20 protein-coding genes are annotated in these 22,447 nt (G+C 74.4%); 10 read left to right on the top strand and 10 right to left on the bottom strand.

Features of this window, described 5'->3' with window-relative positions; genetic code table 11:
- Positions 1 to 280: 280 nt before the first annotated feature.
- Positions 281 to 610, bottom strand: a complete 330-nt coding sequence (locus tag ACN9M0_RS34800) for a TfoX/Sxy family protein (protein ID WP_366041484.1) — start codon at positions 608 to 610, stop codon at positions 281 to 283.
- 140 nt (positions 611 to 750) lie between these two features.
- Here ACN9M0_RS34800 and ACN9M0_RS34795 point away from each other — a divergent pair, with 140 nt between their 5' ends.
- Together ACN9M0_RS34795 and ACN9M0_RS34790 are read left to right on the top strand one after the other, a co-directional pair.
- Positions 751 to 2,238, top strand: coding sequence for a SulP family inorganic anion transporter (locus ACN9M0_RS34795; RefSeq protein WP_426405369.1), 1,488 nt, complete (start codon positions 751 to 753; stop codon positions 2,236 to 2,238).
- Positions 2,239 to 2,395: 157 nt separating this feature from the next.
- Positions 2,396 to 3,457, top strand: coding sequence for an NAD-dependent epimerase/dehydratase family protein (locus ACN9M0_RS34790; protein ID WP_426404858.1), 1,062 nt, complete (start codon positions 2,396 to 2,398; stop codon positions 3,455 to 3,457).
- 578 nt (positions 3,458 to 4,035) lie between these two features.
- Here ACN9M0_RS34790 and ACN9M0_RS34785 read toward each other — a convergent pair.
- Together ACN9M0_RS34785 and ACN9M0_RS34780 are read right to left on the bottom strand one after the other, a co-directional pair.
- On the bottom strand, positions 4,036 to 5,148 hold the full coding sequence (locus ACN9M0_RS34785) for a sensor histidine kinase (protein ID WP_426404857.1): 1,113 nt from the start codon (positions 5,146 to 5,148) through the stop codon (positions 4,036 to 4,038).
- Positions 5,145 to 5,996: a response regulator transcription factor gene (locus ACN9M0_RS34780; protein WP_366041487.1), complete on the bottom strand. Its 852-nt coding sequence runs from the start codon at positions 5,994 to 5,996 to the stop codon at positions 5,145 to 5,147. Before ACN9M0_RS34780 ends, ACN9M0_RS34785 begins: the two co-directional genes overlap by 4 nt.
- Positions 5,997 to 6,112: 116 nt before the next feature.
- Here ACN9M0_RS34780 and ACN9M0_RS34775 point away from each other — a divergent pair, with 116 nt between their 5' ends.
- From ACN9M0_RS34775 to ACN9M0_RS34765, 3 genes are read left to right on the top strand one after another with little or no spacing between them, the layout of a single operon-like run.
- On the top strand, positions 6,113 to 6,814 hold the full coding sequence (locus ACN9M0_RS34775) for a glycosyltransferase family 2 protein (protein WP_366041488.1): 702 nt from the start codon (positions 6,113 to 6,115) through the stop codon (positions 6,812 to 6,814).
- On the top strand, positions 6,811 to 7,449 hold the full coding sequence (locus tag ACN9M0_RS34770) for a TIGR04282 family arsenosugar biosynthesis glycosyltransferase (protein WP_366041489.1): 639 nt from the start codon (positions 6,811 to 6,813) through the stop codon (positions 7,447 to 7,449). The genes ACN9M0_RS34775 and ACN9M0_RS34770 overlap by 4 nt, the downstream gene beginning before the upstream one ends.
- A complete protein-coding gene (locus ACN9M0_RS34765) occupies positions 7,446 to 8,111 on the top strand; it encodes a class I SAM-dependent methyltransferase (RefSeq protein ID WP_366041490.1) in 666 nt (221 codons plus the stop codon). Before ACN9M0_RS34770 ends, ACN9M0_RS34765 begins: the two co-directional genes overlap by 4 nt.
- Positions 8,112 to 8,201: 90 nt before the next feature.
- Here the strand turns inward: ACN9M0_RS34765 and ACN9M0_RS34760 are convergent, their stop codons facing one another.
- The gene (locus ACN9M0_RS34760; RefSeq protein ID WP_426404856.1) at positions 8,202 to 8,675 is read right to left on the bottom strand and encodes a hypothetical protein; all 474 of its coding nucleotides are present in this window, start codon (positions 8,673 to 8,675) and stop codon (positions 8,202 to 8,204) included.
- Positions 8,672 to 9,838, bottom strand: a complete 1,167-nt coding sequence (locus tag ACN9M0_RS34755) for a molybdopterin-dependent oxidoreductase (protein ID WP_366041492.1) — start codon at positions 9,836 to 9,838, stop codon at positions 8,672 to 8,674. Before ACN9M0_RS34755 ends, ACN9M0_RS34760 begins: the two co-directional genes overlap by 4 nt.
- A gap of 113 nt (positions 9,839 to 9,951) precedes the next feature.
- Between ACN9M0_RS34755 and ACN9M0_RS34750 the strand changes: the two genes are divergently transcribed.
- Positions 9,952 to 11,355: a glycosyltransferase 87 family protein gene (locus ACN9M0_RS34750; protein WP_426404855.1), complete on the top strand. Its 1,404-nt coding sequence runs from the start codon at positions 9,952 to 9,954 to the stop codon at positions 11,353 to 11,355.
- Positions 11,356 to 11,386: 31 nt separating this feature from the next.
- On the opposite strand, the gene ACN9M0_RS34745 is transcribed toward ACN9M0_RS34750, so the two are convergent.
- On the bottom strand, positions 11,387 to 12,634 hold the full coding sequence (locus tag ACN9M0_RS34745; protein ID WP_426405368.1) for a geranylgeranyl reductase family protein: 1,248 nt from the start codon (positions 12,632 to 12,634) through the stop codon (positions 11,387 to 11,389).
- An 831-nt stretch (positions 12,635 to 13,465) separates the two neighbouring features.
- Here ACN9M0_RS34745 and ACN9M0_RS34740 point away from each other — a divergent pair.
- Together ACN9M0_RS34740 and ACN9M0_RS34735 are read left to right on the top strand one after the other, a co-directional pair.
- A complete protein-coding gene (locus ACN9M0_RS34740) occupies positions 13,466 to 15,100 on the top strand; it encodes an ABC-F family ATP-binding cassette domain-containing protein (RefSeq protein ID WP_426404854.1) in 1,635 nt (544 codons plus the stop codon).
- Between the two features lie 79 nt (positions 15,101 to 15,179).
- On the top strand, positions 15,180 to 16,808 hold the full coding sequence (locus tag ACN9M0_RS34735) for an ABC-F family ATP-binding cassette domain-containing protein (RefSeq protein ID WP_426404853.1): 1,629 nt from the start codon (positions 15,180 to 15,182) through the stop codon (positions 16,806 to 16,808).
- 231 nt (positions 16,809 to 17,039) lie between these two features.
- On the opposite strand, the gene ACN9M0_RS34730 is transcribed toward ACN9M0_RS34735, so the two are convergent.
- Positions 17,040 to 18,227: an amino acid aminotransferase gene (locus ACN9M0_RS34730; RefSeq protein WP_366041496.1), complete on the bottom strand. Its 1,188-nt coding sequence runs from the start codon at positions 18,225 to 18,227 to the stop codon at positions 17,040 to 17,042.
- On the bottom strand, positions 18,220 to 19,239 hold the full coding sequence (locus ACN9M0_RS34725; RefSeq protein WP_366041497.1) for a DMT family transporter: 1,020 nt from the start codon (positions 19,237 to 19,239) through the stop codon (positions 18,220 to 18,222). The genes ACN9M0_RS34730 and ACN9M0_RS34725 overlap by 8 nt, the downstream gene beginning before the upstream one ends.
- A gap of 201 nt (positions 19,240 to 19,440) precedes the next feature.
- Here ACN9M0_RS34725 and ACN9M0_RS34720 point away from each other — a divergent pair, with 201 nt between their 5' ends.
- Complete coding sequence (locus ACN9M0_RS34720; protein ID WP_366041498.1) at positions 19,441 to 19,938, top strand: Lrp/AsnC family transcriptional regulator; 498 nt, start codon at positions 19,441 to 19,443, stop codon at positions 19,936 to 19,938.
- Between the two features lie 152 nt (positions 19,939 to 20,090).
- Here the strand turns inward: ACN9M0_RS34720 and ACN9M0_RS34715 are convergent, their stop codons facing one another.
- Positions 20,091 to 20,690: a hypothetical protein gene (locus ACN9M0_RS34715; protein WP_366041499.1), complete on the bottom strand. Its 600-nt coding sequence runs from the start codon at positions 20,688 to 20,690 to the stop codon at positions 20,091 to 20,093.
- Positions 20,691 to 21,340: 650 nt separating this feature from the next.
- On the bottom strand, positions 21,341 to 21,922 hold the full coding sequence (locus ACN9M0_RS34710; protein ID WP_366041500.1) for a TetR/AcrR family transcriptional regulator: 582 nt from the start codon (positions 21,920 to 21,922) through the stop codon (positions 21,341 to 21,343).
- A 202-nt stretch (positions 21,923 to 22,124) separates the two neighbouring features.
- Here ACN9M0_RS34710 and ACN9M0_RS34705 point away from each other — a divergent pair, with 202 nt between their 5' ends.
- Positions 22,125 to 22,331, top strand: a complete 207-nt coding sequence (locus ACN9M0_RS34705) for a hypothetical protein (RefSeq protein WP_366041501.1) — start codon at positions 22,125 to 22,127, stop codon at positions 22,329 to 22,331.
- Positions 22,332 to 22,447: the final 116 nt, after the last annotated feature.

The raw sequence follows: 22,447 nt of genomic DNA, 5'->3' as shown, positions 1-22,447 counted from the left end.
CGGGTCGGGCTCATGCACCCCCCAGGCATTGGCTTGATTGCCCGAGGCCGGGTCAGCTCCCGGACCGGTCCACCGCCCTGAGGCCGCACGACGGCCGTTTCCGCTGGCAGAAGCGCTGCGGCTCCCGTCTCACCGGCGGCCGGCGAGGTCCGAACGGGCGGCGGCCGTCAAGGTGCGGATGGCTGCATCCAGGCGTCCGGGCCGAGGTCGCCGCGCCATCGGCCCGTACCGCCGGCCGGGCGACGCTTGCGGCCCGCCGCGTCGGGGTGAGCGGAACGGGCTACTTCGGCGGAAGGGTGCCGGCGAACGCCATCGACGCCGTCACCCAGTGCCCCAGGACGGAGTCCTCCGCGAGCGCCGGTCCGGAGACGGTCACCCAGCCGCGCATCGGCCGGCCGGTGAAGTCCATCGGCCGGGCCTCGGGGCGAGCGAGCTCCTCCTCGGCCCGGTCCGGGCCCACGCGGGCGATGAGCTCGTCGCCGACCACGCCCACGGTCATGTTGCCGCTCCGCAGGAAGGACAGACCGCCGAACATCCGCTTCTCGGTGATGTCCGACCGCTCGCCGAGCTGCTCCCTGATCCGCTGGGCCAGGCCTTCGTCGTACGTCATGCGCCCACTGTCCCGCAGGGGGCCATGATCCGCCCGGCGTGTGGCCGGTACCCTGGAGGGTCGTTCCGTCCCCCGTACGCTCGCCTGCCCGCCGGCGGTGTGCCCGCCCGACAGGTCTGCTCGCCTTGCCCGAATCCGCTGTGTCCGTCCGTACCCGGCTGCGCTCCTTCCGCCCGTCCTGGCTGTCACCGAAGGTGCTGCGCACCGAGGTGCTGGCCGGCCTGGTGGTCGCGCTGGCGCTCATCCCGGAGGCGATCTCCTTCTCGATCATCGCCGGGGTGGATCCGGCGATCGGCCTGTTCGCCTCCTTCACGATGGCGGTGACGATCGCCCTGGTCGGCGGCCGATCCGCGATGATCTCCGCCGCCACCGGGGCGGTGGCCCTGGTCATCGCGCCGCTCAACCGGCAGCACGGCTTCGGGTACCTCGTGGCAGCCGTCATCCTGGCCGGCGCCTTCCAGATCGTGCTGGGCGCGATGGGCGTGGGAAGGCTGATGCGGTTCATCCCGCGCTCGGTGATGGTCGGTTTCGTCAACTCCCTCGCGATCCTGGTGTTCATGGCCCAGGTGCCGCAGCTGTGGAACGTGCCGTGGGCCGTGTATCCGCTCTTCGCTGCCGGACTGGCGCTCATGGTCCTCTTCCCGAAGATCACCACCGCGGTCCCGGCTCCGCTGGTCTCGATCGCGATCCTCACGGTGATCACCGTCGCCGCGGGCATCGCCGTGCCGACCGTCGGCGACAAGGGCGCGCTGCCGTCCTCGCTGCCCGTTCCCGGACTGCCCGACGTGCCCTTCACGCTCGACACCCTGGCCACCATCGCCCCGTACGCCTTCGCCATGGCCCTCGTCGGGCTGATGGAGTCCCTGATGACGGCGCAGCTCGTCGACGAGATCACCGACACCCGCTCGTCGAAGACCCGGGAAGCCGTCGGGCAGGGCATCGCGAACATCGTCACCGGCTTCTTCGGCGGCATGGGCGGCTGCGCCATGATCGGCCAGACCATGATCAACGTGAAGGTCTCCGGCGCACGGACCCGCCTGTCGACCTTCCTCGCGGGCGCGTTCCTGATGGTGCTCTGCATCGTCTTCGGACCGGTCGTCTCCGACATCCCGATGGCCGCGCTGGTCGCCGTCATGGTCATGGTCTGCTTCGCGACCTTCGACTGGCACTCGGTCGCGCCCAGGACCCTGAAGCGGATGCCCAAGGGCGAGATCACGGTCATGGTCGTCACCGTGGCGTGCGTCGTCACCACCCACAACCTCGCCGTCGGCGTGGTCACCGGGTCCGTCACCGCGATGGTCGTCTTCGCCAAGCGCGTCGCCCGGCTCGCCGACGTCACCGCGGTCACCGACCCCGACGGCGGCCAGGTCGTGTACGCCGTCACCGGCCAGCTGTTCTTCGCCTCCTCCAACGAACTCGTCGGCCGCTTCGACTACGCCGGCGACCCCGACAGGGTCGTCATCGACCTCTCCGCCGCCCACATCTGGGACGCCTCCTCTGTCGCCGCGCTCGACGCGATCGAGCACCGCTACGCCCAGCGCGGCAAGACCGTCGAGATCACGGGCCTCAACGGGCCCAGCGCGAACCTGCACGACTCCCTCAGCGGCGAACTCACCACGGCGGGCTGACACCGGAGCCCGACCGCGCCCGGCAAGGCTGCGAGCCGCCCGGACGGGGCGCCGTCGGGCGCGGTCGGGCTCCGTCGGGCTCCGTGAGTATGACGGAAGTCTTACGGCGCGGCCCGGTCGGTGCCGTGCGGGACGCCGTGTCCGTAGCGTGCCGGGCATGCGCGTACTCGTCACAGGCGGAGCCGGGTTCATCGGCTCGCACATCGTCACCGCACTCACCGGGGCTGGACACGAGCCGGTGGTTCTGGACTCCCTGCTGCCCGGTGCCCACCCGGTCGCCCCCGCGCTGCCGGCCGTGGAGTTCCTGCACGTCGACGTCAGGGACGCGACGGCGGTCGGAGCCGCCCTGCGCGGCGTCGACGCGGTGTGCCACCAGGCCGCCATGGTCGGCCTCGGCAAGGACTTCGCGGACGCCCCCGCGTACGTGGGCTGCAACGACCTCGGCACGGCCGTGCTGCTCGCGCGGATGGCCGAGGCGGGAGTACGCCGACTGGTCCTCGCCGGGTCGATGGTCGTGTACGGGGAGGGCCGGTACGAGTGTCCCCGCCACGGGCTCGTCCGGCCGGGCCCCCGCCGCCCCGACGACCTCGCCGCGGGGCGCTTCGAACCGCGCTGCCCGGCCTGCGGCGCCGACCTCGTGCCCGGCCTGGTCGACGAGGACGCGCCGGCCGATCCCCGGAACGTGTACGCGGCCACGAAGCTGACCCAGGAGCACCTGGCGTCGGCCTGGGCCCGCGCGGCGGGCGGGACCGCGGTGTCGCTCCGCTACCACAACGTCTACGGCCCCGGGATGCCGCGTGATACCCCGTACGCCGGCGTGGCCTCCCTCTTCCGCTCGGCGATCGCCCGCGGCGAGGCACCCCGCGTCTTCGAGGACGGCGGTCAGCGCCGGGACTTCGTCCACGTGCGCGACGTGGCCGCCGCGAACGTCCTGGCCCTGGAGGCCGCCGGCGGGCTGCCGGTCGGCGCCCTCGCCCCGTACAACGCCGGCAGCGGCGACCCCCACACGGTGGGTGAGATGGCCGCGGCGCTGGCGCGGGCGGACGGCGGCCCGGAGCCGGTGGTGACCGGGGAGTACCGTCTCGGGGACGTCCGGCACATCACCGCCGACTCGTCCCGGCTGCGGAGGGACCTCGGCTGGCGCCCGGAGGTCGGCTTCACGGAGGGCATGACCGAGTTCGCCCGCGCGGAACAGCGCGCCCCGGCGGCGCTCCGCTGACGGGGGTTCAGCCGGCAGCGGCAGGCCGCGACGTCGGGATCGGCGGCCGCGACCGCCAGGGTCAGGGTCAGGGTGAGCGTGTGCGGCCGGCCCCCCGTCACCAGGTCCGGCATGTTCAGCCTCCCGGCGGGGGGCCGGGGCTTCGGGATCGCCCGTCCGCGGCGGCCAGAGTCAGCGTGAGCGTGTTCGCCCGGCCGCGGTCGGCAGGTTCAGCTTGAGCGTGTGCGGCCGGCCGGGCTGTCAGGGCCGTCAGGGCCGTCAGGGCCGTCAGGGCCGTCAGGGCCGTCAAGGCCGTCAAGGCCGTCAAGGCCGTCAAGGCCGTCAAGGCCGTCAAGGCCAGCGTGTTGAGCCCGCAGGGGCAGGACGGGCATCGGGATCGGCCGGCCGTGGCCGGCAGGGGCAGCGTGAGCCTGTTCACCCAGCCGCAGTCGGCCAGGGTCAGCCTGAGCCTGGCCAGCCGGCCGGCCCGTCAGGGCCAGCATGTTCAGCCCGCAGAGGCAGGCCGCGGCATCTGGATCGGCGGCTGCGACCGCCACGCGCGTACGGTGCAGCCGTCGCTGCCGGGAGGCGCGCCCGGTTCAGCCCGCCGCTGCCGGGAGGGTGACCTCGAAGCGGCAGCCGCCGGGGACGTTGTGCACCGCGGCACGCCCCGCGTGGGCCTCGACGATGCCCCGGACGATCGCCAGGCCGAGCCCCGCGCCGGCCGGTGGGGTACGGGCCTCGGTGCCGCGCCACCCGGTGTCGAAGACCCGCGGCAGGTCCTCGTCGGGGATCCCGCCGCAGCCGTCGGTGACGGACAGCACCACGGCGTCGGCACGGCGTTCGGCCGCCACCGCGACCGTGCCGTCGGCCGGGGTGTGCCCGATCGCGTTGACGAGGAGGTTCGCCAGGACGCGGGTCATCTCCTTGCCGTCCACCTCGATGGGCACGGCCGCGACCTCCTCCCCCACCAGCAGGACCCCGCGCTCGCGGGCGAGCGGGTCGGCGCCGCTCAGTGCGTCGCCCACCAGGTCGTACACGGAGACGCGGCTCGGGCTGAGGGCGAGCGCGCCGGCGTGGATGCGGGACAGTTCGAAGAGGTCGGTGACCATGGCGGTGAGGCGCTCGACCTCGGTGCGGATCTGCCGGTGGTAGCGGGCGGGGTCGGCGGCCATGCCGTCCTCCAGGGCCTCCGCCATGGCCCGCAGCCCGGCGAGCGGCGTACGCAGGTCGTGGGAGATCCAGGCGACGAGCTCCCGGCGGGATGCCTCCAGGGAGCGCTCGCGTGCCCGGGAGGCTTCGAGCTTGGCGCTGGTGGCGGCCAGTTCGCGGGTGAGCGCGGCGAGCTCGGCCGTGGCGGCCCCGTCGGGGGCGGAGAAGCTGCCGCCGTCGCCGAAGTCCCGCGCGGCGCGGGCGAGGGCCCGGCTGCGGGCCACCACCCAGCGGCCCAGGACGAGGGCGGTGCCGAGCGAGACGAGGGCCGCCATCGCGACGACGACCGTCACCACCCACAGGTCGTGGGCCGACAGGAACATCGCCTGGGCGACGGCGAGCGTCCCGGCGAGCATGGCGGTCACCGTGACGGACGCGACGACCGTAAGGGAGACCGCGACGGACCGGTGCCGTACGAGCCGCAGGACGACCGCTCCGGCCATGCCGGCGCACACGGCGCCGGCCAGGGCGAACGCGGCGATGAGGAGAACGTCCTTCACGCCGCACCCTCCTGACGGTTCGCGGGGAGCACGTCCTTCACGCCCGCCCCCTCCTGACGGCTCGCGGCGAGCACGTCCTTCACGCCGCCCCGTCCCGACGGCTCGTGGGGAGCCTGTCCTTCATGCTGCCCCTCCTCCCCGCCCGCTTCGAAGCGGTAGCCGACGCCCCACACGGTCTGGATGAGCGTGGGCCGGGCCGGGTCGTCCTCGATCTTCGACCGCAGCCGGCGGACGTGCACCGTCACGGTGGACAGGTCGCCGAAGTCCCAGCCCCACACGCTCCGCATCAGGCCCTCCCGGGTGTGCGCCGTGCCGGGGTGCTCCAGGAAGTACGCCAGCAGGTCGAACTCCCTCAGCGTGAGGGCGATCTCGGCCCCGTGCCGGGTGGCCCTGCGGGTGGCGGGGTCGACGGAGAGGGCACCGGCCTTCAGCACCGGCCGCACGACGGCCCCGGCCGCCGACCGGCTGCGGCGCAGGACGGACTCCACGCGCAGCACCAGTTCGCGCGGGCTGAACGGCTTCGTGACGTAGTCGTCCGCGCCGACCTCCAGGCCGGTGATCCGGTCCTCCTCGTCGCCGCGCGCCGTCAGCATGATCACCGGAACCGGCCCGGCGGCGCGCAGCCGTCGGCACACCTCCAGACCGTCGGGCCCCGGCAGCATCAGGTCGAGCACGACCAGGACCGGCCGGCGTTCCGCGGCCCGGCGCAGGGCGTCGGTTCCGTCGGCCGCGTGCTCGACATCGAATCCGGCACGCTCGAGGTAGCCGGTGACCACCTCGGCGACCGTCGGGTCGTCGTCCACCACCAGGATCCGTGGCCGGTCCGCCGGTCCACCGTTCTCGCTCATGCCGCACAGCGTCGCACCCGCGCGGCTCGTGCGGCCACGCCCGCCGGGGGCGCCCCGGGTGATGTCCGCGTTTCGTAAGGAGTTCTGCGGCCCCGATCCGCCGCGCGCTTCCTACGGTGGGGTCCGTGACCCCCGTGACCGTAGATGTCGTCCTTCCCTGTCTCGACGAGGCCGAGGCCCTGCCCTGGGTGCTCGCCCGAGTCCCCGCCGGCTGGCGGGCCATCGTCGTGGACAACGGCTCCACCGACGGTTCCGCCGCGCTCGCGGCCCGCCTCGGTGCCACCGTCGTCCACGAGCCCCGGCGGGGCTTCGGTTCCGCCTGCCACGCCGGGCTGCTCGCCTCCGACGCCGAGTTCGTCTGCTTCTGCGACTGCGACGCGACGCTCGACCCCGGCCTGCTGCCGGGCCTCGTCGCGACGGTGGAGGAAGGCGGGGCGGACCTCGTCCTGGGCCGCCGTCGTCCCACCGCGCGCGGCGCCTGGCCCGCTCATGCCCGGGCCGGGAACCTGGCGCTGTCCTGGCTGCTCCACCGGCGCACCGGGCTGCGGCTGCGCGACCTCGGTCCGATGCGGGCCGTCCGACGCGAGGCGCTTCTCGGTCTCGGACTCACCGACCGGCGCAGCGGCTACCCCCTCCAGATGGTGGTGCGGGCCGCCGACGCGGGCTGGCGGGTGAGCGAGGTCGACGTGCCGTACCTGCCCCGCTCGGGCCGGTCCAAGGTCACCGGCACCTGGAAGGGGACGTGGCAGGCCGTGCACGACATGCGCGGAGTGCTGGACGAGCCGGCGTTCGCGCCCGTGGGCGGTGTCCGTCCGTGACCACTCTCCTCGTCATCGCCAAGCAGCCGCTGCCGGGCCGGGTGAAGACCCGGCTCACCCCTCCGTTCACCCCGGCGGAAGCGGCCTCTCTCGCCGAGGCGGCCCTCGCCGACACCCTCGCCGCCGCGGCCCGGGTCCCGGCCGCACGGCATGTGCTGGTCCTCGACGGCGAGCCCGGGCCGTGGCTGCCGCCCGGCTTCGAGGTCGTCCCCCAGGCGGCGGGCGGGCTCGACGAGCGGCTCGCCGCCGCGTTCGCCGCCTGCTCCGGGCCCGCGCTGCTCATCGGCATGGACACTCCGCAGGTCACCCCGGAGGTGTTGGCCCCTGCTCTCCGATGGGGCGCGTACGAGGCCTGGTTCGGCGCCGCCGCGGACGGCGGCTTCTGGGCCCTCGGCCTCGCCTCCCCCGACGCCGCCCCCGCCCTCCTCCTCGGCGTGCCGATGTCGCGCCCGGACACCGGCGCCGTCCAGTACCGGCGACTGCGCGCGGCCGGGCTGCGCGTCGGCACCCTGCCGGTGCTGCGCGACGTGGACACCGCCGGGGACGCGCGGCAGGTGGCGGCGGAGGCTCCCGGCACCCGTTTCGCCACCCGGCATGCCGCGTTGACGGCCGTGGTGTCGGGGGCGGGCGCGTGACGGCGGCGACGGCCTGGCGCGCCGATCCGTACACCGACGCCTTGCGGGCCGGCCGGGGCCCGCTCTTCCTGCGCCGCGACGACGGATGGCTGCTGCCGCTGGAGGTCGAGCGCTGGTGCGAGGCGCCCGACGAGGCCGACCGTTCCGTCCTGGAGCGCTGCCGGGGCGCCGTCCTCGACGTCGGCTGCGGCCCGGGGCGGCTCGTCGCCGCCCTCGCCGCCCAGGGGCGGCGCGCCCTGGGCATCGACATCAGCCCGGAGGCGGTGGACCGCACCACACGCGTCGGCGGAACGGCCCTGTGCCGTTCGGTGTTCGCCCCGCTGCCCGGGGAGGGCCGCTGGGACACGGCGCTGCTGATCGACGGGAACATCGGGATCGGGGGCGACCCCGCCGCCCTGCTGCGGCGGCTGCGGGAGGCCGTCTCGCCGGCGGGGGCCGTGATCGTCGAGTGCGCGCCCGTGGACGTCGACGAGCGCTGCGAGGTGCGGGTCGAGGACGGCCGGGGCGGCAGCGGGGCGCCGTTCCCCTGGGCCCGGGTGGGCACGCGCGCCCTGGCCGCGCACGCCGGCCGGGCCGGGTGGGTCGTGTCCGCACGGTGGACGGTGGCGGGCCGCCCCTTCCTGGACCTGGTCCCCCGCCCGTTCCCGGCGGTGCACCGCTGACCTCACCCGCCCCGGCGGTGCACCACCGACCTCACCCGTCCCGGCGGTGCGCCGCCGGCCAGGCTCGCATCCGGCCGCGCGCGCCTGCTCTCAGCCCTCCCCCGCGGTGCGACCCTGGCCGCGGTCGGCCTGGGCGGTACGTCTCCGGGGCCGTGCCCGCCCCCTCCGTACGAGATCCCTCCGGCGCCGTACGAGATACAGCGCACCGGCCACCACGGCGACGGCCGCCAGCACGATCGCCAGGTTCCGCCCGTACGGCAGGGGCAGCGCCGACGGGTTGGGCGGCTCCCCCGGCCGTACGAGCAGCGGAAGCGTCACCAGGATCACGCTGCCGGCCACCACCGACGCCGCGCGCAGCAGTCCCCGTCGGCTCCGTCCGACGAACAGCAGCCCCACGGCGAGGACGAGCGGCGCGAGGATCCCGTCGTGCAGGACGAGTGCCCCCGCCAGCCACACCAGCACGCCCGTCGGGTCCGGTTGGTCCGCCACCAGCCACGCCCCGAGTCCGATGAGGGCGAGCCCGAGCCCGCCGACCGCGTGGCGCAGCACCTGCGTGCTCCTCACAGCACCTCCAGCCGGTGGACCCACTTGGTCTGCAGTACCCCCGGGCGGCCGGGGGCGATGATCCGCGCCGGGAAGCCGTGGTCCAGGGAGAGTGGCTGCCCGTTGAGCGTGAGCGCGAGGAGGGTGAGCGGGTCGTCGGCGTACCCGGCGCCCATCTCCATCACCCGGTAGGCGCCGCCGACCTCCAGTGAGGTCACCCGCAGCGCGGCCGTCCCCGGCCGTCCGCCGGCTCGCGCCAGGAGCTCGCGCACCCGCACGCCGCCCCAGTCGGCGTCGACGCTCCAGCCCTCGACGCAGGCGATCGGCAGCCGGACGCCGACCTGTGGCATCGCCCGCAGTTCCGCCAGGGTGAGCGCGTACGGACGCGGGCCGACGACGTCGAGGCGCCACTCCCCCAGGCGGCCCGCCGACACGCCGGCCGCCGCGGCGGTCCGGTTCACGGGCAGTCCCTGCGGGCCGTGGTCCGGGTGCCGGGGCGCGAGCAGGTCGAACGCCTTGAGCGGGGTGAAGGACTGACCGACCGTCGTCAGCGTCACCACGCCGATCGCGCCGCCCGTGGCGAGGAGCAGCGAGCGCCGGTCGACGGCGTCCTCGGCCGGCAGCGCGCGCGTCCCCGTCGACCGCCGTCCCCAGTGGTCCCTGATGTCCGGGGCCTTGACCGCGATGTGCAGCAGGATCGAGCCGGTCGCCACCCAGGCGACGGCGAAGTGCACCGGGACGAAGGAGAAGGGCCACGGATACCACTCGACGATGTTGAGCAGCCCCGTGAAGAGTTCGAAGACGGCCGCGGCCACCAGCACCGCGACGGAGAGCCGCTCCAGGGCGTGGCGCACCGACCGGACCGGCGGCCAGACGAACAGGCGGGGGTACACCCCCCACAGCTTGACCAGGAGCAGCACGATCGCCGCGAGGCCGGTGGCGACGTGCAGGCCCTGGGTGAAGGCGTATCCCCACACCGGCCGCCCGGGCAGCCGGTCCGCGAGCCAGTCGGGCGGACGCTGGAGGTAGTGGCTGACGAGCCCGGTCGCGAAGCAGACGGCGAAGGCGAGGCCGAGCCACCGGCCGACGGTCGTCGCCGTGCGGGCGTCGTGCAGCCGGCCGCGGAACGCGGGCGGCCGGACCGCGGGGAGCGCGAGGCGCGGCCTGGGCATGCGGAAGGTCATGCCGTCCATGACACCGCCGCGGCGGGGCGCGTGGGCGATCCGACACCTTACGAAACCCGAACGCCCCGACGGGTCGCCCACCGGCCGGCCGCGCGCGCTGCCAGGCTGCGCCCATGTCCCGTACCCGTACTCGCCCGTTCACCCGTCCCGTCCTGATCACGTCCCTGGTCCTCGTCGTTCTGGCCGCCGCGCTCACCGACCTGCTGGGCGGAGACGCGACCGGTGTCGGGTTCCTGGCCGGGTACGCGGTCGCCTGGGGGCTGTTCGCGGTGGCCGTGCTCGTCCTGCGCCGCGTCCCCGCCCGCGCCGTGGCGCCCCTGGTCCTCGCCGGGGCGGTCGCGGTCGCGGTCACCGGGCTGGTGGCGCCGCCGCGTACGAGCACGGACTCCTACCGGTACGCGTGGGACGGCAGGGTGCAGGCCGCCGGCATCTCCCCGTACGACCACGCACCCGCAGATCCGGCCCTCGCCGGGCTGCGCGACAGGTGGCTCTTCCCCGACCGCGCCGGCTGCGCGCGGGGCCATGACCTGTCCCGGCTCGCCGACGGCCGGTGCGCCCGGATCAACCGGCCGGCCGTCCACACCATCTATCCGCCGGTCGCCGAGGGCTGGTTCCTCCTCGTCCACGCCGTCTCGCCGTCCGGTGTCCGTCACAAGGCCCTCCAGGCCGGGGGTGCCGTCCTCTCCCTGGCGGTCACCGGGCTGCTGCTGCTCGTCTTCCGGCGGCGGGGCGATCCTCGCCGCGCGGCGTGGTGGGCCTGGTGTCCGGCCGTGCCCGTGGAGGGGGTGAACAACGCCCATGTGGACGTCCTCGCCGTCCTCTTCTCGGTCGCCGCGCTCGTCGTGGTGGCCCGGCGGCGCGCGGCGGGCGGGGTGCTGCTCGGCCTGGCGATCGCCGCGAAGCTGCTGCCCGTGCTGCTGGTGCCCGGCGCGCTGTCCGGCGTACGGCGGCCGCGTACGGCGCTCGCGGTCCTCGGGCCCGCGGTCCTCACGGTCGCGGCCGTGTACCTGCCGTACGTGCTGCTCTCCCGCGGTTCGGTCCTCGGCTATCTCGGCGGCTACGCCGAGGAGGAGGGGTACGACGATGCCGGCGCGGGCGGCCGGTACGCCCTGCTGCGGCTGGTGCTCCCCGACGCGTGGGCGCTGCCCGCCACCCTGCTCGGTCTCGCCGCGGTGTCGGTCCTGGTCGTCGTGCGCGGAGATCCCGAACGCCCCTGGCGCGGTGCTCTGGTGACCACCGGGACGGCGTTCCTGCTCCTGACTCCCGGCTATTCCTGGTACGCCCTGCTGCTCGTGGCGCTCGTGGCGCTCGACGGCCGCTGGGAATGGTTCGGCGTCGCCCTCGCCGGTGCGGTCGCCTACCTCACGGTTCCGGTCGCGGGGGCGGACGTCGTGACGGCGTCGTACGGCGCTGCGGCGGTCCTGCTGTGCGCGGGCGCGTGGACGCGGCGGCGCCCCGGACCGCGCGGGGCGTGTTCCGGGGCGCCGTCGGCCAGAGCTGAAGCGAACTCTCCGTGAACGCGGGCGCGTTCCGCGGTGCGGGCGCGCTCTATCGGCGGGGTGCGGGAACGAGGCGCAGGAGTCCGTGGAGGACCGCGTCGATCGTGTCCTTCGCGGGCTCGTCGCTCACGTGGGTCAGCAGGCGGGCCAGGACGTTCAGCAGTTGGGGCGAGGCCATCACGCGGGGGTGGAGGATCGGCCGGAAGCCGAACCGGGAGAAGAACAGGTCTCCCGCGATGTTGCCCAGCCGGTAGTAGCGCGCCCAGCGGCGCTGGATCTCGACCGGGTACTGGTGCAGCGCGTGTTCCCGGCGCGGCCCGGCCGGCCGGGCCAGCGCCAGGGCGATGATCTCCGCCGCCACCTCGGCGGCCTCCATGGCCTGCGCGATGCCCTCGCCGCTCCACGGGCTGACCATGCCGGCGCTGTCCCCGACGAGCAGCACGCCCCGGCGGTACTGCGGACGCCTGTTCAGTCCCATCGGCAGTGGCGCGCTGCGGAAGGCGGACTCGGCGTTCTCCTCGTGCAGTCCCCACTCCTCGGGCAGGCGGCGCAGCCAGTACTCCATCGCCGCCCGCAGGTCCACGGGGCGGCGGTGCCGCTGCTGCGGGAGGGCCCCGAGGCCCACGTTGACGCGCCCGTCGCCCATGGGGAACACCCATCCGTAGCCGGGCAGGTCCCGTCCGGTGCGGGGGCAGCGCAGGTCGGCCCACAGCTCCAGGTACGGGTCGTGGGTGCGGGCCTCGCTGCGGTAGTACCGGCGGCCGGCCGCCGCGACGGGCCTCTTCGCGTCCCGTACGAGTCCCAGGCCGAGAGCCGTACGCGCGGAGGCGCCGTCGGCCGCGACCACCAGCGGGGCCCGGTAGTGGACCGGCTCCGCTCCCGGACCGCGCGTGGCCGTCACGCCGGTGACGTGCCCCGCCCGGTCGGTCAGGGTGCCCGTGACCTTCACGTGGGTGCGCAGGCGCGCTCCGGTGGCGCTCGCGTGCGCGGCGAGCAGGTCGTCGAAGTCGTGCCGGCTGCGGGTGAGCCCGAAGTCGGGAAGGGCGCCCAGGCGCGGCCAGTCCAGCTCCACCTGGTGGCCTCCGCAGACCCAGCGCATCCCCTTGTTGCGCATCCAGCCCGGCGCGTCGATGTCGATGCCCATCCGCACCAGCTGGTTCACGCCGCGCGGTGTCAGGCCGTCGCCGCACACCTTCTCGCGCGGGAAGCCGCTCTTCTCCAGGAGCAGCACGTCCACACCGGCCCGCGCCAGGTGGACCGCGGCGGCGGAACCGGCAGGTCCCGCCCCCACGACGATGACCTGTGCCTCCTCGTCACCGACGCCTGCAGATCCCCCGGAGTCGCCGTCACGACCGCCGCCGAGCCCATCGCTTTTGGTGATCACCCCCTCACTATGCCCTTCGGCCGGGCCCCGCAGACCCCGCGGCACGGCCGAAACGGCGGCGCCGGACGGACGGCTCACCCCGGTGACGCGCGTCGCATCAGGCCCCTGTCAGGAATCGGGGCGCCATCTCGTTCAAGGGACACGCGAACGAGACAGGAGCAACGCCATGAAGCACCGCATCGTCGTCCTCGGCGCCGGATGCGCCGGGGCCTTCGCCGCCGGAAACCTGGCCCGCACGTGGGCGGCCGGACCGCCTCGTGGCTCAAGTCGGGCGTGCCGAAAGGGGCCGGCTGGAGCATCGCCCACCCGACCTTCGGCATGCCGAAGCGCAGGCGCCGCCTGAACGCCTGGCCCGAGCGGGCCGGTGTCGGGGTCGGACCGGCTCGCGCGTCTCGACGCGGCCTGGCGGCAGCACGCACCCGAGGCTCCCGCCATCGCAGCGTGGTGACCCGATCCGCCGAAGTCCGGTGACCGGGCCGGGGTGCCGACGGCGCCCCGCGGGAGCGGTAATTCCGGGTGGGCGGCGAGACGGATTGCTACGCTTGCGATGACGTTGACCGTGTATCGAGGAGTCGCAGACGTGGTGGGTGACGACGACATCTCCGGGTGAGATCCGGATCTGACGGCCACTGGCAGCGCTGAAGAAGCGCCGACGGAGTGGCCCGTTTCGTCGTACCCCCTTTCCGTACGTCTGCCCGTGGCAGAGCTCTCTTCGCTCGCCCCCAGCCTCTTGAGGTCATTCCCATGTCCGACGTCACCGTCGTCTGCTCGAACCTGTCCTTCGCCTGGCCCGACGACACCCCCGTCTTCCACGACCTGTCCTTCGCCCTGACCGCCGGCAGCACCGGCCTCGTCGCCCCCAACGGCTCCGGCAAGAGCACCCTGCTCAAGCTGATCGCCGGGGACCTCCGCCCCTCGGGGGGCTCGGTGTCGGTCGGCGGCACGCTCGGCCATCTGCCGCAGAGCCTCCCCCTGACCGGTGACCTCACCGTCGCCGAGGTGCTCGGCGTCGCCGCGGTGATCCGTGCCCTCGACGCCGTCGAGTCCGGTGACGTGAGCGAGGAGCACTTCACCACCATCGGCGACGACTGGGGCATCGAGGAGCGCACCCGCGCCCAGCTCGACCGTCTCGGACTCGCCGGTCTCGCCCTCGACCGCAGTCTGAGCACCCTCAGCGGCGGCCAGGTCGTCTCGCTGGGCCTCGCCGCACAACTGCTCAAGCGTCCCGACGTGCTGCTGCTCGACGAGCCGACCAACAACCTCGACCGGGACGCCCGGCACAGGCTGTACGACGTCCTCGCGGACTTCAACGGGCTCCTGCTGGTGGTCGCCCACGACCGGGCCCTGCTCGACCGCATGGACGGCATCGCCGAACTCGGCAGCAGCCGACTGCGATTCCACGGCGGCAACTTCACCGCCTACGAGGAGGCCGTGCGGGCCGAGCAGGAGGTCGCCGAGAAGAACGTCCGCAATGCCGAGCAGGACCTGAAGCGGGAGAAGCGGGAGCTTCAGCAGGCCCGCGAGCGCGCCGACCGCCGCGCGAGCAACGCCGCCCGCAACCTCAAGAGCGCCGGGCTGCCGCGCATCTTCGCCGGCAACATGAAGCGCGGCGCGCAGGAGTCCGCGGGCCGGGCCGGCCAGATGCACGCGTCCCGGGTCGGTGAGGCGAAGGCCCGCCTCGACGAGGCCGGGCGGGCGCTGCGCGAGGAGCAGCGCATCACCCTGGACCTGCCCGACACCCAGGTGCCCGCCGGGCGCAACCTCTTCCTCGGCGAGGGGATGCAGGTCCGGCACGACGGACGGGACGTGTTCGCCGAGGGCGGTGTCGACCTGTCCGTACGCGGGCCCGAGCGCATCGCGCTGACCGGGCCCAACGGCTCCGGCAAGACCACGCTGATGCGGCTGATCACCGGTGAACTCACCCCGGAGAGCGGGGAGATCAAGCGCGGTGACGGCCGCGTCGCCTATCTCTCGCAGCGCCTGGACCTGCTGGACCTGGACCGTACGGTGGCGGAGAACTTCGCGGCGTTCGCTCCCGAGCGGCCCGAGCCGGAGCGGATGAACCTGCTCGCGCGCTTCCTGTTCCGCGGCCCCCGGGCACACCTGCCCGTCGGCGTGCTCTCCGGCGGCGAACGCCTGCGCGCCACCCTGGCCTGCGTCCTGTGCGCCGAACCGGCACCGCAGCTGCTGCTGCTCGACGAACCGACCAACAACCTCGACCTGGTCAGCGCGGGCCAGTTGGAGAGCGCGCTCGACTCCTACCGGGGCGCGTTCATGGTGGTCAGCCACGACGAGCGGTTCCTCGCCGAGATCGGGGTGAACCGCTGGCTGCGGCTGGCCGACGGAACGCTGGAGGCGACGGGGGCCCCGGCGGTGTGAGCCGCCGGAGTGTCCAGCGGCCCGCGCCCGAGGCACCGTGCCCGGCGGGCCGACCAGCGATCCCCTTGGACGGTTCCCTGTGCCCCGACCCGCTCTGCTCGCCCACGACCTCGTCCGCGACCTGGGTGGCCGTCGCGTCCTCGACGGTGTGTCCCTGACCGCGTCCCCCGGCCACCGCATCGGCCTGATCGGGGAGAACGGCGCCGGCAAGTCCACGCTGCTGCGTGTGCTCGCGGGCGTCGACGAACCCGATGCCGGGAGCGTCTCGCGCCCGGCCGGCCTCGGCTTCCTCCCGCAGGAGATGCCGTACGACGCCGAGTCCACCGTCGCCGCGGTGCTGGACGAGGCGCTGCGCGAGGCCCGCGAGGACCTCGCGGAGCTCGACCGTCTCGGCGAGGAACTGGCCCGGGTCCCGGAGGACGACCCGGGCCACCCGGACCTGCTCGACGCGTACGCCCGGCGCCTCGACCGGGCACGGGACCGGGAGGCCTGGGACGCCGACCGCCGGGCGGCCCTGATGCTGGACGGCCTCGGCCTGGGCTCGCTCGGGCACGACCGGACGCTCGGCTCGCTGTCCGGCGGGCAGCGTGGCCGGCTGGCCGTGGCGGCGCTGCTCGTGCGGCGGCCACCGGCGCTGCTGCTCGACGAGCCGACCAACCACCTCGACGACGCTGCCGCCGCCTTCCTGGAGGAGCGGCTGCGTGGCCTGCCCGGGGCCGTGGTCCTCGCCAGCCACGACCGGGCGTTCCTCGACGCCGTGTGCACCGATCTGATCGACCTCGATCCGGCCGTGGACGGGCCGGTGCGGTACGGCGGCGGCTACAGCGCCTACGTGAGCGAGAAGCACGCCGAGCGGGAGCGCTGGGAGCGGCGGTACACCGAGGAGCGGGAGGAACTCGACCGGCTGCGGCAGGAGGCGGGCACGACCGCCCGCCGGGTCGCGCCGGATCGGGGGCCGCGCGACAACGAGAAGATGGGCTACGGCCACCGGGCGGGCCGCGTGCAGAGCCAGATCTCCCGCCGGGTGCGCAACGCGTCCCGACGGCTCGCGGAGCTGGAGCGCACCCGGGTCGCCGAGCCGCCGCCCCCGCTGCGGTTCGCGGCGCCGCCGCCGGCGGTGCGTACGGCGGACGGACCGGAACACGTGGTGTCCCTGCGTGGCGTGCGGGTGCCGGGGCGGCTCGCGCTGTCCGGTCTCGAGGTCTCGGCGACCGAGCGGCTGCTGGTCACCGGCGGCAACGGGGCGGGCAAGTCGACCCTCCTCGCGGTACTCGCGGGTCGGCTCGCCGCCGAGGGCGAGGTGTGCAGGCGGCCCGCGCTGACGGTGGGGCTGCTCGCGCAGGACACCGTGTTCGAGCGGCCCGAGCGCACGGTCCGGGACACCTACGCGCTGGCGCTGGGGCCGGACCGCGCCGAAAGGCTGCCGCTGGTCCGCCTGGGGCTCCTGGCCGAGGCGGACCTGGACAAGCCGGTCGGGCAGGTCTCGGTGGGGCAGCGCCGCAGGCTGGCCCTGGCTCTGCTGATGGCGCGGCCACCCGAGCTGCTGCTGCTCGACGAGCCCACGAACCACCTCTCACCACGCCTGTGCGACGAACTGGAGGAGGCGTTGGGCAGCGGCCCGGGCGCGATCGTGGTCGCGAGCCACGACCGCTGGCTGCGCCGCCGGTGGCAGGGCCGTGAACTGCGGCTGGAGGTGGGGGCCGGGTAGGGGCAGGCGGAGGGGGAGGGACCGGGCGGGGGTGAGCCTCGCGGCTCTCGCCGGCCGCCTCCGCGTGTCGTCACCGAACTCCGGTCGGCTTCTGCCGTGTTGCCGTGTGAAGCCGTACCGACCGGCGGGTCGACCGGCGGGTCGACCGGCGTCGGCGGCGCGAGGGGCGCCTGGTGTCGTCACCAGCCCGCTCGGCGCCGGCGGTTGCCTGACGCCCCGGCGCCGCCCCCGTCAGACGGCGCCCGCCTCGCTCGGTGTCCGCAGGGCGTCCGCGATGCCCTGGGCCAGGAACGGGATCCGGTGCGCGGGGACGCCCGCGATGTTGATGCGGCCCGCGGTCGTGCCGTAGATGCCGGACCGGTGGCGCATCCGGCGCATCCCCTCGGGCGTGAGGGGCAGCATCGAGAACATGCCCTTCTGCCGGGCGAGGGCCCTCGCCCGCTCCTCGTGGCCGAGGGCGCCCAGGTGGGCGACCAGGTCCTCCCGGTTGGCCGTGATGCGGTGGCGCATCACGTCGAGCTCGGCGAGCCAGGCGGCCCGCAGGCGCTCGTCCTCCAGGACGGTGGCGACGACGGCGGCGCCGTGGTCCGGCGGCATCGAGTACAGGGTGCGCGCGGCGTTCTGCAGGGCCGTCTCGACGTGCCGGAGCGCCCGCGCGGACGAGCCGAGGACGATGGCGCACCCGGTGCGGTCGCTGTAGAGACCGAAGTTCTTGGAGCAGCTGACGGCGATGAGTACCTCGGGGAGCCGTTCGGCGAGCATCCGGGTCGGACGCAGGTCTTCCTCGAGTCCGTCGCCGAGGCCGTGGTAGGCGAGGTCGACGAAGGGGACCCAGCCGTTCTGCGCGGCGAGTCCGGCCAGCTCCTCCCAGGTCTCGGCGGAGGGGTCCGCTCCGGTGGGGTTGTGGCAGCAGCCCTGCAGCAGGACGACGTCGCCGGGCCCCGCCTCACGGAGGTCCTCCAGCATCCCCGAGGCGTCGAGCCACCGGAACGTGCGGACGGTGAGGCCCGCGCCTTCGAGGATGGGGCGGTGGTTGACGTACGCCGGGTCGCTGATCCACACCGTGGCGCCCGGGCGGGTCTGCCGTACGAGATCGGCGAGGAGGCGCAGGGCGCCGGTGCCCGCCACGGTCTGGACCGCCGTCGCGCGTGCGGTGAGGGCTTCGGTGCCGAGGACCGTGGTGAGCATGGCGCGGTTGAAGGCGGCGTTGCCGGACAGGCCGAGGTACTCCTTGGAGCCGGACCGTTCCGCCAGGCGCATCTCGGCCTCCTTGACCGCCGCCATGACGGGGGTCACCCCGGTGTGGTCGCGGTAGACGCCGAGGACGAGGTTGAGGCGCTCGGGGCGCGGGTCGGCGGCGTACTCGGCGGTCAGGTCCCACAGCGGGTCGACGGGCGGGGCGGGGAGGAGCTCAAGCATCGGCGGAAACCTTGGTTCGGGAGCGTCGGTTGGCGAGTGCGACGCCGAGGGTGATGAGGGGGACGCCCACCACGACGGGCAGGGTCGGCGACTCGTCGAGGAGGGGCACGGCGAGCAGGACGACGGCGACCGGGCTCAGGCTGCCGACGACGGAGCTGCGCTCCGGGCCGAGCCGGCGGATGGCGAAGGCGTACAGCAGTCCCGCGCAGAGGCCGACGCCCAGGCCCTGGACGACGAGGAAGAGCGCGATGTCGGCGCCGGCCGCCCGGGCGATGCCGGTGGGCAGGACTCCGGTCAGGGTCAGCAGCGCGATGACGGCGAAGGACGGCAGGCACAGCAGGCCGATGGACCCGACGGGGTCGAGGTCCACTTCCCGCAGGCCGACGGTGTAGAGGGCCCACAGGCCGCTGGCGACGAGCAGCGTTCCCACGCCGAGCAGGACGTCCGCGTCGAGGGCCGCGGTGTAGCGCCACACCAGGGCCACGACGCCGGCCACGATGAGGGCGAGGCCGGCCGCCTGCGTACCGCGCGGAGCGCTCTTGCCGCCCGCGACCATCAGGGCGGAGACGAACAGCGGGACCATGCCGGGCACGATCGCCCCGACGAAGGCGGCGGACGTCAGGGAACCGCCGTACATGGCGGCGAGGAAGAACGGGACCCCGGCACCGCAGATGATCTTGGCCGCGGGGCCGAACCGGACGGCGACCAGCCGGCGCCTGCGCCGCCACAGTGCGGGGGCGAGGACCACCAGGGGCACGCCGAAACGCAGCAGCGCGGCGTCGGCCGGCAGCAGCGTGGAGGTGCTCAGAGCGCGGGCGCTGAGCGCGAACGCGGCCCAGATGGCCACGGTGAACAGGAGCGCGATCATGCCCACGGCCTGCGGGGAGAGCCCCCGGAACGGGCCGGTACGGGGCTCCGCGTCGCGCCCCGCGGGCGGGGTCTCGGTGTGCGGCGTCCGCGCGTCCGGGGTTCCTGCCGTGCCCTGCGGAGTCTCCGTGGCCGGCGTCCCCACCGTGCCCTCCCCCATCGATCCCAGAGATTGTGTTGCTGCCACCGGCCGTTCCTCCCGATCGGAGCCGTTCGGGCGGAGCCGACGTCCGGCTGTGCCCCCGGTAGGCAACGGTAGAGCTTGGGCCGGGGCAGACGATTGCCAGTTCTGCCCTCCAGACATAGCGTGGGGGCAGGATCTGCCAAGCTCTGCCAAGGAGACCCGATGGACGCCGTGGACTTCCAGATCATCCACGAGTTGCAGGCGGACGGCCGCCTGTCGAACCAGGACCTCGCCGACCGGATCAGACTGTCCCCCTCCCCCTGCCTGCGCCGGGTGCGCCGCCTGGAGGAGTCGGGCCTGATCGGCGGCTACACGGCCACCGTCGACCAGGTCGCCTTCGGCCTGCCGATCACCGTCTTCGTACGGATCCGCCTGGAGCGCCACACGGCCGAGGCGGTCAACGTGTTCGAGCAGCACGTCGGCCTCATCGACCACATCCAGGACTGCTATCTGATGGCCGGCAGCAGCGACTACCTGCTCAGGGTCGTCATCGAGAGCCTGGAGGCGTACGAGGCCTTCGTCCGCACCCGGATCCACGCCATTCCGGGCATCGCGTCGATCGAGTCCAGCTTCGCCTTCGGCAGCGTCAAGCAGTCCAGGGTCTACCCGCGCCCGGGCGTCCCGTCGCGCCCGCGCGCGGGCGGCGGCACAGCCACGTAACCCTCGCGGGGGCCCGAGAGGACCCGCCGCCACCGCCACCCTGGCCGCCACGGCCCTCGGCGGCGGGACCGTGGTCCTGCCGGACGTCGCCCTGGCCGGCACGGCGGCTTCGTCCCGCGCGATCCGATCGCGTCTCCGTCGATGCCGTTGAGCTACTCGGCGAAATCCCTGGTCAAGACGACGGGGTTGCTGGAGGAGGACCCTGGCGCTCGACGAATGGCTTCCTCGTCGGCGTCCGCGGCGACGCCCAGATCACGACGCATCGCATCCCTCGCGACCCGAATCAGAGACCAGAGCGCGTGCTGCGCTTCAGCGGCCGACTGCAGAGTCTCGTCCGGGCGGGGGTTTCCCTGTTCCAGGCGCTTGATCTGTCCATAGACCCCGGTCAGCGCTCCGTTGAGTTCGTAAGCAGGAGCGAGCACCGTATCGGGGGCGATCATCAGCGCCTCGGACCACCGGTCACGGTAGGCGTCCTTGGTTCCTTCCAACGCCGATACGTCCTCCTGCGCGGGCGTGCGATCCCGCATGACGTACAAGTGCCGGCTCAGCGCCGTGGTGAACTGCCTCGCATCCCTGTGCAGTTGTGTGTAGCAGGCTCGGCGCAGCTCACGATTCTCGCGAGCCTCCTGGATGGCATGGGCCATCTCCAACTCGCGCTTCTTGGCCCGGTCGGCGCCCCGCTGGGTAAGCAAGGCACCCCCGAGCGTTCCCGCTACGCCGGTGATCGCGATCAGTACCGCCCCCACGTCCATGCGATCACCCTAGACGGGGGCATGCGCCGGCAGGATCGAGACGAGGATCAGGACTCGCCGCCTCGATCGCCGCGAGTGCCGACCCGAAAGATAGGCCCTACGGCGCCTCGCAGCCGGCGACCCGCGCGAGGCACCTTCGCCATCGGCGTCACGTCGTCGAGCATCGACCGAGCCGACTACGACCCTCGCGAAACCGGCGCCACCGCGCCGCAGTTGGGGCTCCGGGTGCTGAGGCCACGGGCGGCTTCCACGGTGTCCCTCACCGAACCGTCAGGCCCGCGCACCGTCACCTTGCAGCGGCTGCGACCGCGCCTCCGCGGCGAGCGGCACCACCGCCTGCATGACGCCCGCGGGGGCACTCAGCGGCCCGAAGATCCGCTGCGGACCCCGGCGCACCGTCCCGCTGACCGGGCCGGCGCGTGGCCGTCCTCGACCTGGTGACCCTCCGCCCGCACGGAGCCGGCCGAGATCCGGGACGTGGGCGACCATGCGGCCTGGTTCGACGACGCCAACGACGCGTACGGCATCCCGCGCGCCGACGGCACCCGCGACGTGTGGGCCGTCCGCCGACGCCTCCGGCATGCCCCGCCTCCTGGTACCCGGGCCGGCTGCCCGCCCGGCGCCCGGCTGAGGCGGGAGTCTTCGGGGCCCTACGGTTGCCGCAGCCGGGCCAGCTCCACCTCGACGGCCTCCGCCAGGAGGGTGCGTGCGTGGCCGATCGCGAGGCCGCCGCTCAGCCAGCGCATGCTCAGGCCCTCCAGGAGGGCGGTGAGCCGTTCGGCCGCCGCGGCCAGCCCGGCCGCCGGCGCCATCGGCTGCACCTGCCCGAGCAGCGCGGCCACCTCCTGCACCCAGACCAGGGTGGCCCGGGCGAGGTCCTCGCGCAGGACGGGGTCGAAGACGGCGCTCGCCCGCAGCTCCCCCCAGGCGGTGCTGTTCTCCCGTACCTCCTGGGTGTCCTGGAGTTCCAGGAGCAGGACCTGGTCGAGCTCCTCGCGGGGGCTCAGCGGTTCCGCCTCGGGGTCCTGGGCCGTGGTGTAGCGCTCGGCCCGGTCGTTGATGAACTCCAGCGTGTGGCGCAGGACTCCGGTGCGGTCCTTGAAGTGGTAGTAGATCAGGCCGGTGGAGACTCCGGCCTCCTCGGCCAGTTCCTCCACGCGGAGGCCACGGACTCCGCGCCGGGCGATGACCCGGGCGGCCGCTTCGAGGATCTGAGTACTGCGAGACGCCATGTCACGAACCCTATCCGGACCGCCGGGCGCGGGGCTCGCCTCGGTCCCGTCCGTGGCACCGCTCCATGGCCCGCCGCCCTGCCCGTCGAGCCCGTGACCGCCACCCGCGTGAAGCCGGGGCCCGTGGCACCCGCCGCCGTGCCGCGTCACCGCGGTGCGCCCGCCGCCGGTTAGTCTCGCCAGCCCAGGATCGGAGCAGAGCATGCCCCTCCTTCCTTCCTCCCGCCGCACCGCCCTGCGCGCCTTCGCCGCGATCGGCGGCGCCCTGGCCGCCGGGGCCGGTGCCCGCGGTCCTGGGGAGTCCGTGGGCAGCGGGGCCACCACCGCGCCCGCCCGCACGTCGCCCGCGGCCTCGGCCTCGGGTGGCGAGCGGCGCTTCGGTGCCGAGTGGGAGAGCCCCGCCGCCTGACCGTCTCCGGGAAGCGACGCGCGGCCGGGAGCTGATCCTGCGGACCCAGGTCACCCCGCGTGGGGGCGCTCGGGGACGCCGGCGACCTCTCGCCCACGGAGGACCTGACGCTGCAG

Origin of the sequence: Streptomyces sp. R-07, assembly GCF_049913175.1 — a bacterium.
GTDB lineage: Bacteria > Actinomycetota > Actinomycetes > Streptomycetales > Streptomycetaceae > Streptomyces.
The sequence above is the reverse complement of the archived record's forward strand: the minus strand, read 5'-3'. Positions and strand labels throughout refer to the sequence as shown.

Coding starts and splice junctions, on each gene's coding strand:
- ACN9M0_RS34755 (WP_366041492.1), bottom strand. CDS start 9,838: ATGACCTTCCGCATGCCCAGGCCGCGCCTCGCGCTCCCCGCGGTCCGG.
- ACN9M0_RS34790 (WP_426404858.1), top strand. CDS start 2,396: ATGCGCGTACTCGTCACAGGCGGAGCCGGGTTCATCGGCTCGCACATC.
- ACN9M0_RS34705 (WP_366041501.1), top strand. CDS start 22,125: ATGCCCCTCCTTCCTTCCTCCCGCCGCACCGCCCTGCGCGCCTTCGCC.
- ACN9M0_RS34730 (WP_366041496.1), bottom strand. CDS start 18,227: ATGCTTGAGCTCCTCCCCGCCCCGCCCGTCGACCCGCTGTGGGACCTG.
- ACN9M0_RS34720 (WP_366041498.1), top strand. CDS start 19,441: ATGGACGCCGTGGACTTCCAGATCATCCACGAGTTGCAGGCGGACGGC.
- ACN9M0_RS34715 (WP_366041499.1), bottom strand. CDS start 20,690: ATGGACGTGGGGGCGGTACTGATCGCGATCACCGGCGTAGCGGGAACG.
- ACN9M0_RS34750 (WP_426404855.1), top strand. CDS start 9,952: ATGTCCCGTACCCGTACTCGCCCGTTCACCCGTCCCGTCCTGATCACG.
- ACN9M0_RS34740 (WP_426404854.1), top strand. CDS start 13,466: ATGTCCGACGTCACCGTCGTCTGCTCGAACCTGTCCTTCGCCTGGCCC.
- ACN9M0_RS34800 (WP_366041484.1), bottom strand. CDS start 610: ATGACGTACGACGAAGGCCTGGCCCAGCGGATCAGGGAGCAGCTCGGC.
- ACN9M0_RS34710 (WP_366041500.1), bottom strand. CDS start 21,922: ATGGCGTCTCGCAGTACTCAGATCCTCGAAGCGGCCGCCCGGGTCATC.
- ACN9M0_RS34780 (WP_366041487.1), bottom strand. CDS start 5,996: ATGAGCGAGAACGGTGGACCGGCGGACCGGCCACGGATCCTGGTGGTG.